Source organism: Tateyamaria sp. Alg231-49 (genome assembly GCF_900143535.1).
GTDB lineage: Bacteria > Pseudomonadota > Alphaproteobacteria > Rhodobacterales > Rhodobacteraceae > Tateyamaria.
Genome location: NZ_FRFA01000019.1, coordinates 35,438 through 49,090 on the forward strand (window position 1 = coordinate 35,438; position 13,653 = coordinate 49,090).

The following is a 13,653-nucleotide window of genomic DNA, read 5'->3' on the forward strand; positions in this document are numbered from 1 at the left end:
TCAGGACTTGTTCATCCGGTTTTCGATCAGATCGTCCACCACCGACGGATCGGCGAGGGTCGACGTGTCACCCAGCGCGCCAAAGTCATCCTCGGCAATCTTGCGCAAGATACGACGCATGATCTTGCCTGACCGGGTTTTGGGCAGGCCGGGGGCCCATTGGACCAAATCGGGCGACGCGATTGGGCCAATCTCCTGACGGACCCAAGTGCGCAATTCCTTGCGCAACTCTTCGGAAGGCTCTTCACCGTTCATCAAGGTCACATAGCAGTAGATGCCTTGGCCTTTGATATCATGGGGATAGCCGACAACAGCGGCCTCGGCGACTTTGGCGTGGGCGACAAGTGCGCTTTCGACCTCGGCTGTGCCCATACGGTGGCCCGAGACGTTGATCACATCGTCGACACGGCCCGTGATCCAATAGTCACCATCTTCGTCGCGGCGACACCCGTCACCGGTAAAGTAGTAGCCCTTGTAGTCCGAGAAATAGGTCTTCTCGAACCGCTCATGGTCTTCCCAGACGGTGCGCATCTGACCGGGCCAGCTGTCGGCGATGACCAACACACCTTCGACTCCGTCACCGTCAATGACTTCGGCAGTGGTTGGTTCCAGCACCAGTGGTTTGATGCCAAAGAACGGCTTCATGGCGGAACCGGGCTTGGTCGCATGTGCGCCGGGCAGGGGGGTCATCAGGTGCCCGCCGGTTTCAGTTTGCCACCAGGTGTCCACTATTGGGCAGCGCCCGCCGCCGACGACGTTGTAATACCAGTTCCAAGCCTCGGGGTTGATTGGCTCACCCACGGTGCCGAGCAGTTTTAGCGAGGACAGGTCAGCCTTTTCCACAAAGCTGTCACCTTGGCCCATCAGCGCACGAAGAGCTGTCGGGGCGGTGTAGAATTGCGCCACTTTGTGCTTTTCGCAAACCTGCCAAAAACGGGATGCGTCCGGATAGGTGGGCACGCCTTCAAACATCAGCGTCGTACCGCCATTGGCCAGCGGGCCATAGACGATATAGCTATGCCCGGTGACCCAGCCAACATCCGCGGTGCACCAATAGATGTCACCGTCATGGTAGTCGAAGGTGATCTCGTGCGTCATCGCGGCATAGACGATGTAGCCGCCCGTGGTGTGCACAACCCCTTTGGGCTGACCGGTGGAGCCGGATGTATAAAGGATGAACAACGGGTCTTCGGCGGCCATTTCCTCGACCGGGCAATCGGCAGAGACATCTGCGGCGGCCTCGTGTAGCCAGTGATCCATTCCGTCACGCCATGCGATCTGCTGTCCCGTGCGCTTGACCACCAGACAGTGAGTGTCGTGCATCACGTTGATGAGGGCCTGATTGACGTTGTCCTTCAGGTTCGTGACACGACCGCCGCGCGGAGCACCATCTGCAGTGATCACAACCTTGGCGTCACAGCCCGAAACGCGCGCCGCCAGAGCATCCGGAGAGAAGCCAGCGAACACGATCGAATGAATGGCGCCGATGCGGGTACAAGCCAACATGGCATAGGCTGCCTCCGGGATCATGGGCAGGTACAACACTACCCGGTCCCCTTTGCCGACGCCCAGCGACTTGAGCACGTTGGCCATCTTGCAGGTCTCGGCGTGCAGCTGCTTGTACGTAATGTGCTGGGCCTCATCCTCGGGGCTGTCGGGCTCCCAGATGATGGCCGTCTGATCGCCGCGTGTGGCCAGATGACGGTCAATACAGTTGGCCGATACGTTCAGCGTGCCATCTGCGTACCAATTGATCGAAACATTGCCGAGGGTGTAATCGACGTCTTTGACCTGTGTGTAGGGTTTGATCCAGTCGATCCGCTTGCCATGCTCGCCCCAGAACGCGTCGGGGTCGTTGATCGAGGCTGCATACATCTCATCGTATTTTGCGGCGTCGATATGCGCGCGCGCCACCATGTCTGCACTCGGGGCATAGGTCTTGATATCGGACATGAATGTTCCTCCGGTCTTCATTCCAGTCGTTCGGGAAATGCGCACCGAAACTCCGTCCAACACTGGTTGGCGGGGTAGACTGGCGCGCGGCCTCCTCCCATTGCGGCGATCATACCCATTGCTGAAAAGAAAGGAATAAAAGGCTGGAATAGCAGGATTTTGTTGTGAAGGATTTTTACGTAAGTGGTGGAGTTAGTAAAAATATGATGCGATGGTCTAAAAGGAACATTAGAAACAGATGGTTAGCTGTAAACCAATTGGGGCGCACTTTGTGCAACGCGCGCGTCATTACTCAAAGCATCCGACACGACATCTCAACGCAACAGGTGTGACCCCCCAAAGGCGCGCCGTATCCGTTGCCGGTGCAGCAGGTTCGACAAGTCCACACAGATGTTGTGTTGGGCGAACAAGGCGCAACGCCATTGCCCGTTTTGATCGCCGCACAGTTCCTCTTGGCGGACAAAGCAACAGTTCATCGGTGTATCATAAGGTTCGTCTTGGTGAATTAGAGTTCCTCGTCATAATCCTAACGTCCGGCTCCGCACCTTGCATCCTGACTACTCTGCCGGAATGCACATAATCATTACCATCACAGGACAGCATTGTTGGCGTGACACTTGCGGCGCATTGCGGGATCATTAATAGATATCAATCGGCGGCCGTGACTGCCATCGGCTCCGGGCAACTCCTGAGCGAATACAAGGGGCCTAGAACACGTTGAGCATCTTCGAACGATACCTGACTGTCTGGATTGCATTGGCTATGCTGGCCGGCATTTCTATTGGCAGCATCGCACCTCCTCTGGTTTCTGCGATCGCAGCAGCTGAAGTGGCCAACGTGAACCTGGTGGTCGCAGTACTGATCTGGGCCATGGTCTATCCGATGATGGTCGGAGTTGATCCATCCAGCCTTCGCGATGTGGTCAAACAACCCAAGGGCCTTGCCATCACGCTCATCGTCAACTGGCTTATCAAGCCTTTTACGATGGCCGCTCTTGGAGTGTTGTTCTTTGAGGTGGTCTTTGCGGACCTGATCGCGCCGGAGGATGCACAGCAGTATATTGCGGGCCTTATCCTTTTGGGGGCTGCGCCGTGCACGGCCATGGTGTTTGTCTGGTCTCAACTGACCCGTGGCGACGCAAACTACACCCTTTTGCAGGTTTCGGTGAACGACGTTGTTATGGTCTTTGCCTTTGCGCCGATAGTTGCCATCCTTTTGGGCGCAACAAACATTGTAGTGCCTTGGGAAACACTGGTGCTCTCTGTTGTTTTGTTTGTTGCACTGCCGCTGTTGGCAGGCCTTTGGACCCGGAAACGATTGGGCGGAGCAGATCGAATTGAGGCTTTTCAGGCGCGCGTCAAACCTTGGTCGATGGTCGGTCTCATTGCGACGGTCGTGATCCTATTTGGACTGCAAGGTCAGGTCATTCTAGAGAAACCTCAGGTCATCGCCTTGATCGCGGTGCCGATCCTTTTGCAATCATATGGCATCTTTGCCCTCGCTTATGCGGCGGCCTATGCCCTGAAAGTCCCGCATCGCATTGCTGCCCCGTGCGCTTTGATCGGAACGTCAAACTTCTTTGAGCTGGCGGTCGCCGTGGCCATTAGCCTGTTTGGTCTAAATTCGGGTGCAGCGCTCGCAACAGTTGTTGGCGTCCTTGTCGAAGTGCCAGTGATGCTCTCTTTGGTTGCCTTTGCAAACCGCACGCGTTCGAAGTTTGCGTTAAAACAGGAACCTGAGTCTGAAACGTCATAGGCGAAAACGCTTGGGCTCGCCTGCGACGCTGAGCAGTAATGGGTTAGATGGTCCGAACAAAGAACATGGTGATTGCGGCAGGATGCTAAAGCCCAAGGCGACAAAAGGCTGCCACACAAAAACAATGCTGCAGACATCCGTTGCAAGCCAGAGGGCCATTCACCTCGCCCGCAGACACTGATTGCCAATGCGTTGGTCTGATCCTACAGCTATGGTCTGAGTTCCCCCAGACAATTTAAAGGGTCGCCGCAGGTTTGATGCCCAATCGCTTCTCTTCTCATGTCACAGGAACCGCCGCTGCATGGAGCATCGTCTTGGTGTGGTCGTTTTGGTTGATTGTAAGTCGTGTTGCCAGCCAAAGCGGACTGACGATCTATGATCTGGCGGCGATGAGATATGGTTTGGCGTCGCTCGTGGCCTTGCCGCTTTGCCTTTATTACAAGCCATGGAGGGGGTTAAGCCTGTCCAAAATTGCGGTGCTCTCGTTCATTTTGGGGCCTGTTTATATTCTCATCGTATTTTCTGGTTTTCTCTACGCGCCCGCAGCGCACGGTGGGATATTTATGAACGGGATGTTGCCCCTGTTCAGTATTCTTTTCTCGGTCGTTTTTTTGCGTGTGCTGCCCAGCTTGCGTCGTTTCCTGGGGGCGGCGCTTATTCTCATTTGCTCTGTGCTGTTGGCATGGGATGGAAGTGTTTCAAGCGGTGACTACGCATGGTTTGGTGATCTGCTTTTTGTTGTTGGCGCTCTGTTTTTCTCTTCTTATGTCATTCTTTCTGAGCGGTGGCAGCTGAGCGCGATGCAGATCATCTTTTGCGGAACAATCGTCAACGCGTTGCTCTACCTGCCTATTTGGGCAATTTGGCTGCCCTCTGGCCTTTCAGATGCGCCGACGGGCCCGCTTTTGTTGCAGGCCATCTACCAAGGATTTGTGCCGAACCTGATTGGTTTGCTTTTTATTGCACATGCATCGCGGGCAATCGGAAATGGGAACACCTCTTTTATTCTAGCGGCTGTGCCGGGTGTTGGCGCGATTCTGGGGGTTCTGGTTCTGGGTGAAAGCCTGACAGTGTTCAGTATTTTGGCCATCACTTTCCTGACCGTCGGGTTGCTTATGAGCGTGCGACGGCAAACTCAGTAGCCGAAGGCCGCATTCACGACAAAGCATCGCTGGGCTGAAAGCAGGCTTTGGCACAGCGCAATCTCACGCGGGTCTCGCACGATAACCTTTCCACCAAAATCGCCGACCACCCCCTCCGGCAACGCACCAATTCCCTTTGCTTGCGCAATCAACTTGGCAACCGCCCGGCACCACGCTAGCTTCTCGCCCAAGCGGGCACGAGAAGCGGCCCGCATCTAGGGAGACTATACATGAACAAATTTGCTGTAGGCGCCGTTGTCGGTGCCATTTCGTGCACTTTCGCGCTGGAGGCTGCGGCCACAGAATGGAACGTATCCGTCTGGGGCAAGCGCCGCGCGTTCACAGAACATGTGGAAAAGCTGGCCGAACTGGTCGCTGAAAAGACCGGTGGCGATTTCACCATGAACGTCAGCTATGGCGGTCTGTCCAAGAACCGCGAGAACCTCGATGGTATCTCTATCGGCGCGTTCGAGATGGCGCAGTTCTGTGCTGGCTATCACGCCGACAAGAACCGGGTTGTGACCGTTCTGGAACTGCCGTTCCTTGGGGTTGAGAACCTTGAACAGGAAGTGGCCGTGGCCCGCGCGGTCTATGCGCACCCCGCCGCGACCGAAGAAATGGCGCAGTGGAATGCAAAACTGCTGATGACGTCGCCTATGCCACAGTACAACCTTGTCGGCACAGGCGAGCCTCGTGATGAACTGGCCGAGTTCAAAGGCATGCGTGTGCGAGCCACAGGTGGTCTGGGCAAAGCATTCGAAGCCGTTGGCGGTGTGCCAACATCCGTGACCGCGACCGAGGCCTATCAGGCCATGGAAGGCGGCGTTGTCGACACAGTGGCCTTTGCCCAGCACGCGCACCTGTCATTCGGCACGATCAACCAGGCCGACTGGTGGACAGCCAACCTGAACCCCGGCACCGTGAACTGCCCGGTGGTGGTGAACATCGACGCCTATGACAGCCTGTCGGATGAGCACCGCGCCGCCCTTGACGCTTCGATCCCCGAAGCGATCGAACACTACCTGACCAACTACGCAGAACTGCTGGAGCGTTGGGATTCGGTTCTGGCCGAAAAAGGCGTTGAAAAGGTCGAAGTGGCCCCCGAAGTGATCGCGGAGTTCCAAGCGGTTGCGGGCAAACCGATCCACGATGCTTGGATTGCCGACATGGAAGCACAGGGCCTGCCGGGCCAAGAGCTTTATGATCTGGTTGTGAGCACTTTGGCCGACGCCAAAGGCGGCAGCTAAGCATTTGCCTCGGGCCGCTGCGCTTTGCGTGGCGGCCCTCGCCAATAACAACACCGAAAATCAACAAAAATGGGGGTAGATCATGGCAGGCTCTGCGGCGGTGCTTGAAGATTCCAGTTTGCTCAGTCGACTGGACCGCGCGCTGCTCCCGATAGAACGGTTTGGCGCGCTCCTGTCGGGTCTTGCGATCTTTTCCCTGATGTTTCTGGCTGCCTATTCGGTGACGGGGCGCAAATTTTTCGCCTCTCCGCTGCCCGGCTATGTGGACTATATCGAAGCGGCCATGCCGATCATTGCGATCATGGGCGTGTCTTATGTGCAGCGCGACGGCACTCATGTGCGCATGGACATGCTCGTCAGCGCGCTCCGGGGCCGTGTCCTGTGGTTCTTCGAACTGATTTCCGTGCTTCTGATCCTGCTTCTGATCACCGCGCTCACGTGGGGCGCATGGGAACACTTTGACCGCTCTTTTGACTGCGCGCGCCCCTTGTGTAGCCGCGACAGCTCCATCGACATCGGGCTGCCCATCTGGCCGAGCAAACTGGTGGTGCCCATCGCCTTTGGCATCCTGACCCTGCGGCTATTGTTGCAGGCGTGGGGATACGGGCGGGCCCTGATCCTTGGGCTTGAGAACCCTGTGGCGGTGCCCCTGAACCTCTCTGTCGCCGAACAGGCGCGGATTGAGGCCGAAGCGCTGGAAGGGACAGACTGATGGAACCCATTGAAATTGGGCTGTGGGTCAGTGGTGGCCTCTTGGTCTTTGTCCTTCTGGGCATGCGCGTGGCTTTTGCCGCAGGTTTGGCGGGTTTTGTCGGTCTGGTGTGGCTGCGCTGGAACGGATTTGACTACGACCCTGAACGGTTTTGGAAGGCGGTCGAGATCAGCGTTAAAGTCGCAGGGCTTACACCGCACTCTAAGGTTTCGGCGCAGGTGCTAAGCCTGATCCCGGTGTTCATCCTGATCGGTTACCTCGCCTACCATGCCCAACTGACAACGGCCCTTTTCACCGCTGCCAAACGGTGGGTGGCGTGGGTGCCGGGCGGTCTGGCAGTTGCGACGGTGTTCTCAACAGCAGGCTTTGCGGCTGTGTCCGGCGCGTCCGTGGCAACAGCGGCGGTGTTTGCGCGCATCGCCATCCCCGAAATGCTCAAGATCGGGTACAACAAGCAATTCGCGGCAGGGGTCGTGGCGGCAGGGGGCACGTTGGCCTCGCTGATCCCGCCGTCGGCCATCCTCGTGATCTACGCGATCATCGTGGAACAGGACGTGGGCAAGCTGCTGCTCGCAGGCTTTGTGCCCGGTGCATTTTCGGCCATTGTCTACGCCGCACTGATCATCGGCATTGCGATGGTGTTCAAGACGGTGGGACCACCCGTGACAGGGTTCACATGGCGCGAACGGTTTCAGTCGCTGCCCCCCGCCATGCCGATCTTTGCGGTGGTGATCATCATCATTTTCTTTGTCTACAACCCGTTCGGAGACGCTTGGGGCACGCCCACAGAAGGCGGGGCCATCGGGGCGTTCATCATCTTTCTTATGGCGCTGTACAAAGGCATGCGCTGGGGGGAATTGAAACGCGCACTTCTGGATACGGCCAAGCTGACGGTGATGATCTTTACTATCATCTGGGGCGTTCTGATCTATGTGCGGTTCCTTGGCTTTGCGGAGCTGCCGGCCGCGTTTTCAGACTGGATTACCTCGCTGGAAATGTCGCCCATGCTGATCCTGATCTTTATCCTGCTGGGGTATGCGGTGCTGGGCATGTTCATGGACGCCATCGGGATGCTGCTGTTGACACTGCCCGTGGTCTACCCGGCGGTGATGGCGCTGAACGGGGGCGAGTTCGTTTCCGCCGCCGACAGTGCGTTTGGCATGTCAGGACCCATGTGCGCGATCTGGTTTGGGATATTGGTGGTCAAGATGGCCGAGTTCTGCCTGATCACGCCGCCCATCGGTTTGAACTGTTTCGTGGTGGCGGGCGTGCGCGACGACCTGACCGTGCAGGATGTATTCAAAGGCGTGACCCCGTTTTTCATCGCGGATGCCGCGACCATCGCGATGCTTGTCGCGTTCCCGGGGATCGTGCTGTGGCTGCCGTCGCTGGCGGGGTAGGGCGCAGCCCGTTGCCAGTTCTGCCATTCGCTGCAGTCTACATGCGCACGCGGGGAATGGCGGTGGTGTGCCCAAGGTGACCCACGTTTCAAAGTGGACGCATGTTTGGACTGAAAGGCCATTGGAATTAAAAAATTGATGGATGTCTTATGGATTGGGATCAAATGGCTCGCCCATGGCTCGACGCGGTCCGGGGTTTGGAAGCTTCGTTCAGTGAGGTATTTGGCGCGCTCTTTGACGCCGTGAAACTGCAATAGCAAAAAATGCCCGCCACTTGGCGGATTTTTCATGCAGAAGCCCGCCGGGAACAACAAACAAAATTCAAAGAGAACTAGCCCGCAGCCACCGAGCACATCCGGTGGGGAGGTAACTGCTGGGTTCACCTCACATGAGTGCCCCTAAATGCTGCGCGTTTTGGGACCGCTGCCAAGGGACTGTGTATTTCGCTCAGCCCTTGTTTTGCTCTTCTCCAAACATGGCGTTCAACATCCTTTCGTTGGGAAGAGAATGGACATCAACGAAGGCTCGCACTTAGCGATCCCCGCCTCGAGAATAAGCGACGCAAGTTTCGTCTGACACCTTCCCAACACAGATTTTGGTCCCACCCGTCACTGTATCTAGGACGAGGTAAACCCCACCAGTCAGATCTCTTAAGACCTTATACCTTCCATTGTCAGCAAGCGCAGGAGTAGCCATTAACATAAGTATGACCGATAGGTGTCTCATTACTTCGTCTCCTGTTGAACCGGCAATGTAGTACTCAGCCAAAAAGAGTTCTAGTTGCCAAAAATCACTTTCTGTTGGTGAGTGTTGCGTCCTAGTACGACCAAAAGGATCGAGGTTATCGAACGGCTGCTCAGTGTTGGAAAACCACCATCTAATGAATGTGCTCGAAACACGGGTTTGAGCCCAAACTACCCGTTGGTAGATGTTGCATCTTTTGTCAGTAAGAGCGGTTTCCGGACATTCGCTGTCGGTTGCTCCAAAGCCTGCGATACGCATTTGTAAGCACTTGTGACCTGTTTGATAACTAAGTTTGACTTACAGTATTCAAGCCACCGTATGCAGCACCCAGGCACCGGGCACCCCCTTCAAAGTGTGACTGCCTGCAGGTTCAAACTGCAACCCGGAGCCGGCGACAAGGTCGTGGACTGTGGACGAAACCCGACACGTACCTCCCGGTGTTGTATCGAGAATCCGCGCCGCCAAATTAACAGCAATTCCGGAAATATCATCGCCCCGACGTTCGCATTCTCCTGTATGTATGCCAGCTCGAACGGAAAGACCCAAAGATGCCGCCTCGACTTGTATGTCACGTGCGCACGCTACCGCGCGGCTTGGGGCCGCAAGCGTCGCCAGAACTCCATCGCCCAACGTTTTGATGAGAGTGCCACCTTGCCGGGCAATGTTGCGAGCAGCTGCAGTATCATGGGCTTCGATCAAGTCACGCCATTTGGCATCGCCAATTCGAACTGAAGTTTCAGTAGAACCAACAATGTCGGTCATCAAGATTGTGGCCAATACTCGATCGCTTGACGGCCCCTTTTCCGACAGTAACGCAAAAGAAGTGATCTCGTGGGCCATTTCGTCAGTATCACCAATCCAAGGTAGGTGGTCGTCTCTATCAAGAATCTTGAGTTTTCCGTTCGGTAAGTTGTCGGCCAAGTAGTGTGCCTCATCCATATTAACCGTTTGATCACGCTCGGAATGCAAAACAAGTGCGGGAGCGCTAACGACTTGAAGAATTGGTCGAATATCTAGTTCGTAATTCAGTCGGGTGATTTTGATGGCCGAAGCAGGACTACCGGACTGAACGAGGATTTTGTTCATGAATGCTCGCTGCATTGGATCGTCACTGACCGAAGGAGCCACAGTTTCAAAGAAACTTTCAAAGCTACCCCAGTTCTGACTCAAATCGGCTATATCATTTTCAAAATCAGCTCTTTTTATACCGTGTGGCCAATCTGGTTTCCATGCCTTGCAAGGAAAGCAACCAGCAAGAATAATACTGCTAACGCGTTCGGGATAGGTGGCCGCAAACATTGTCGTCATGTTCCCGCCTTCGCTGATTCCGAAGATCGAAGCCTGCTCTGACCCGACCGCGTTCATGACTGCGCGAATGTCGTCGGAACGTTCCTCAAGTGTCGGCGCACCTACGTCACGGTCGGACATTCCGGTCCCGCGCTTGTCAAATAGGATGAGGCGGCATCGCTCTGACAGGCGAGTGAGAAAGCGGTTGTATCCTGGATGCTCCCAAACAATGTCAATATTGCTGAGCCAGCCCGAAGCATAGACAAGATCTACCGGCCCATCCCCCACCACCTGATAGGCGATTGCCACATCGCCAGCCCTCGTGAATTGGGTTGGAGGCTTGTCCATATCGAAGCCCTTGGTTGTTTCAACAGTCATCGTGTATGATCGCGGCTTAACTGACAAGCTTTTGCACCTTTGGTGTTGGCTATTGGCTCGCCCCAAGTCTTCTTTGTATTGACCACCAAGGTCGCCAAAGGGCTGGAAGCAGTTGTTAGCCTACAGGCTACGAAGGCCTGGAAAGTCCGCAACTCGGACATTGATGGCCGGTGCGGCGAATGACGGCTTGATCCGCAAAGCCGCCACTAACCTCACCTTATCAAACCACACCGCACGCCTGCGCATCACGCACCGCGCATTCTAAATCCGGATTGGGTTGGACCACGCCCGTCTGCCCGACGCATCAATCACCGTCACCCGAATCCACGGGCTATCGCGCAGCCGTTTGCGTGGCATCACCGCGCGTGTCATCGACGCTCCGTGCACCGCCGGAGAGACAGAGCCGTGTCCCAGAACGGTCATCACGCTAACAGCCGAACAGGTGACGATGACCTCGTCGTCCGTAACCTCAACGTTGTGCAACTCTGGTCCTTGCGAGGCATAGAAATCTCCTCGTTTCAACGCCGCGAGCAGCAAGTCGGGATCATTGGCCTCGGCCTTGACCATCACCCAGCCACCGAAATGATCGGGGGCATGGAAATGGGCATCATCGGTTGCGATCAGGGTCACATCGCGCCCTTCTGACATCAGCAAATCGGCATAAAAGGTGCCGTCCGGGCGGTCACATTCCACAGCACATCCGTGATTGTAAATCTCAACCGCGTGGGCGGATGTGATCGAGCGGGCATCGTCCATCGTCATGCCGGACCATTGGGGGTGAGCGATGGTGACAAAGGCCCCGGCTGCGACCGCGCGGGCGGCAATCTCGGGGCCTGTTTCCTGATCTGGGATCGGCACAAATTCTGGCGAATTGGAGGGCGCGAAAAAGCTTGGCAGCCCGACGGCCAAAATGTGCCACAGCTCGCCATTCTCCATCGCACCAGAATGCAGTTCGGCCCCCAGAATTGTAGTAAAGCTGTCATCCCGATACGGCACCGTATCCGCGATGGGATAGTCGAAAGGTCCGACAAAGTGATCGGTCAATGCAATGAAATCATACCCTTCCGCCTTGTAGCGGCGGCAGACTTCCTCGGGCGGCAAGGCCCCGTCAGACAGGTCAGAGTGGGTGTGCAGGTTGCCCCGCCAGAACGTGCCCGGAGCGGTGAAGGCAGATAGGGTCATTGGCGCAGCTTTCTTTGTGTAAAGGGTGCGTATTTCAGTTCACATCAAGGAATGTTTGGCACAGGCCCAGACGCCGTGAAACCATCATTTTTGAAAATCTGCTTGCAGCAACGATGCCGCCCGTGGGGGGGCATTCTGGCGATTGGCTGCGCCTTGCGGTCACTGGTGGGTCAAAAAAGGCGATTGGAAACTTGCGAATGTGCCGGTGCGTGCATACTCATGACCTCGTCCCACATACCATAGGAAGGCTGGCCCATGCCCGCAGATACAGACACCAAGACTTACGATCTGTTCGTCATTGGCGGCGGCATCAACGGGTGTGGCATCGCGCGCGACGCGGCGGGCAGGGGGATGCGCGTGGCGCTGGCCGAGATGAACGATCTTGCGTCTGCCACCTCGTCTGCCTCGACCAAGCTGTTTCATGGCGGGCTGCGCTACTTGGAGTATCTCGAAATCAATCTGGTGCGCCACGCACTGGAGGAACGCGAAATCCTGCTGAGCGCCATGCCCCATATCAGCTGGCCCATGCGCTTTGTGCTGCCCTACAGCCCCGACATGCGGTTCGAAGGCGAAACACCGGTCTCGCGGATGCTGGCGCGCGTAATGCCGTGGATGAAGGGGCGGAGACCTGCGTGGATGATCAGGCTGGGCTTGTTCGCTTACGATCATCTGGGGGGGCGCAAAATTTTGCCAAGTACCTCAACGCTGAACCTGAACACCGCGCCGGAGGGCGCGCCGCTGGTCGATAAATTCCAGAAGGCATACGAATACTCGGACTGCTGGATCGAAGATTCTCGACTGGTTGTTCTGAACGCACGAGACGCCGAAAACCGAGGCGCCCGCATCATGGTGCGCACGCGGGTGGAAGCGGCCATGCGGGATGGGGATCACTGGGTGATCACCGTGCGCGATACTGCGTCCGACAAAGTCGAGACCGTTCACGCCAAGATGCTGGTCAATGCGGGTGGCCCCTGGGTCGGCGATATCATCCACGGCAAGCTTGGCCTGAAATCCAACGAAGGTGTGCGCCTTGTGCGCGGCAGTCACATTGTGACCAAGCGGCTATTTAAGCACGACAAATGCTACTTTTTCCAAGGCACCGATGGGCGCATCATTTTTGCCATTCCATACGAGACCGACTTTACCCTGATCGGAACCACGGACGCCGAACATCGTGACCCCGATGTGCGCCCCGAATGTACTCCGGAAGAACAGGCCTATTTGATCGATTTCGCCAATAAGTACTTCAAGCAGGACATCAGCGCGGCGGACGTGGTCTGGACGTATTCCGGCGTGCGCCCGCTTTATGATGACGGTGCCAGCAGCGCGACAGCGGCGACGCGGGATTACACGCTGAAGGTTGACCAGAGTGACGGTGCGCCGATCCTCAACATCTTTGGCGGCAAAATCACCACCTATCGCAAGCTGGCCGAGGATTCGATGGACAAGATCGTACCGTTCTTTCCCGGAACACCCGGGCACTGGACTGCAGGCGTGGCCTTGCCCGGAGGGGACTTCGAGGTGGACGGTTTCGATGCGCTGGTGTCGCGCTTGAAGTCCGAGTTCAGCTTTCTTGATGCGTTCTGGGCGCGGCGTCTGGTGCGCGCTTATGGGACGGATGCGTGGACCGTGCTGGGGGATGCGGCAACAGCGGATGATCTGGGGCAAGCGTTTGGCGCGACCCTAACAGCACGCGAAATCAGCTACCTGATGGCTCATGAATACGCGCGCACTGCCGAGGACGTTGTGTGGCGGCGTAACAAGCTGGGCTTGCGGCTAGAAAAGTCGCAGATCGCTGTGCTGGATGAATGGATGCAGAAACAACAGCCGTGACCTGACTTGCTTCAGGTGTC

General features: G+C 56.5%; 9 protein-coding genes. 6 read left to right on the top strand and 3 right to left on the bottom strand.

Going from position 1 to position 13,653, the window contains the following annotated elements; genetic code table 11:
- On the bottom strand, positions 1 to 1,953 hold the full coding sequence (gene acs / locus DHN60_RS19475) for an acetate--CoA ligase (RefSeq protein ID WP_108838989.1): 1,953 nt from the start codon (positions 1,951 to 1,953) through the stop codon (positions 1 to 3).
- A gap of 717 nt (positions 1,954 to 2,670) precedes the next feature.
- Here acs and arsB point away from each other — a divergent pair.
- From arsB to DHN60_RS19505, 5 genes are all read left to right on the top strand, one after another.
- Complete coding sequence (gene arsB, locus DHN60_RS19480; RefSeq protein WP_108838990.1) at positions 2,671 to 3,708, top strand: ACR3 family arsenite efflux transporter; 1,038 nt, start codon at positions 2,671 to 2,673, stop codon at positions 3,706 to 3,708.
- A 257-nt stretch (positions 3,709 to 3,965) separates the two neighbouring features.
- Positions 3,966 to 4,850, top strand: coding sequence for a DMT family transporter (locus DHN60_RS19485; RefSeq protein WP_108838991.1), 885 nt, complete (start codon positions 3,966 to 3,968; stop codon positions 4,848 to 4,850).
- A gap of 230 nt (positions 4,851 to 5,080) precedes the next feature.
- Complete coding sequence (dctP, locus tag DHN60_RS19495) at positions 5,081 to 6,097, top strand: TRAP transporter substrate-binding protein DctP (RefSeq protein WP_108838993.1); 1,017 nt, start codon at positions 5,081 to 5,083, stop codon at positions 6,095 to 6,097.
- A gap of 82 nt (positions 6,098 to 6,179) precedes the next feature.
- On the top strand, positions 6,180 to 6,809 hold the full coding sequence (locus DHN60_RS19500) for a TRAP transporter small permease subunit (RefSeq protein ID WP_108838994.1): 630 nt from the start codon (positions 6,180 to 6,182) through the stop codon (positions 6,807 to 6,809).
- Positions 6,809 to 8,209 carry a TRAP transporter large permease gene (locus tag DHN60_RS19505; protein WP_108838995.1) on the top strand — a complete coding sequence of 467 codons (1,401 nt, stop codon included), beginning with the start codon at positions 6,809 to 6,811 and terminating at the stop codon, positions 8,207 to 8,209. The genes DHN60_RS19500 and DHN60_RS19505 overlap by 1 nt, the downstream gene beginning before the upstream one ends.
- Positions 8,210 to 9,259: 1,050 nt before the next feature.
- Here DHN60_RS19505 and DHN60_RS19510 read toward each other — a convergent pair.
- Together DHN60_RS19510 and DHN60_RS19515 are read right to left on the bottom strand one after the other, a co-directional pair.
- Positions 9,260 to 10,618, bottom strand: coding sequence for an adenylate/guanylate cyclase domain-containing protein (locus DHN60_RS19510; protein WP_108838996.1), 1,359 nt, complete (start codon positions 10,616 to 10,618; stop codon positions 9,260 to 9,262).
- Between the two features lie 261 nt (positions 10,619 to 10,879).
- Entirely contained in the window at positions 10,880 to 11,800 is a 921-nt protein-coding gene (locus tag DHN60_RS19515) for a CehA/McbA family metallohydrolase (RefSeq protein WP_108838997.1), read from the bottom strand.
- A gap of 255 nt (positions 11,801 to 12,055) precedes the next feature.
- Here DHN60_RS19515 and glpD point away from each other — a divergent pair, with 255 nt between their 5' ends.
- Positions 12,056 to 13,633: a glycerol-3-phosphate dehydrogenase gene (gene glpD / locus DHN60_RS19520; protein WP_108838998.1), complete on the top strand. Its 1,578-nt coding sequence runs from the start codon at positions 12,056 to 12,058 to the stop codon at positions 13,631 to 13,633.
- Positions 13,634 to 13,653 lie beyond the last annotated feature (20 nt).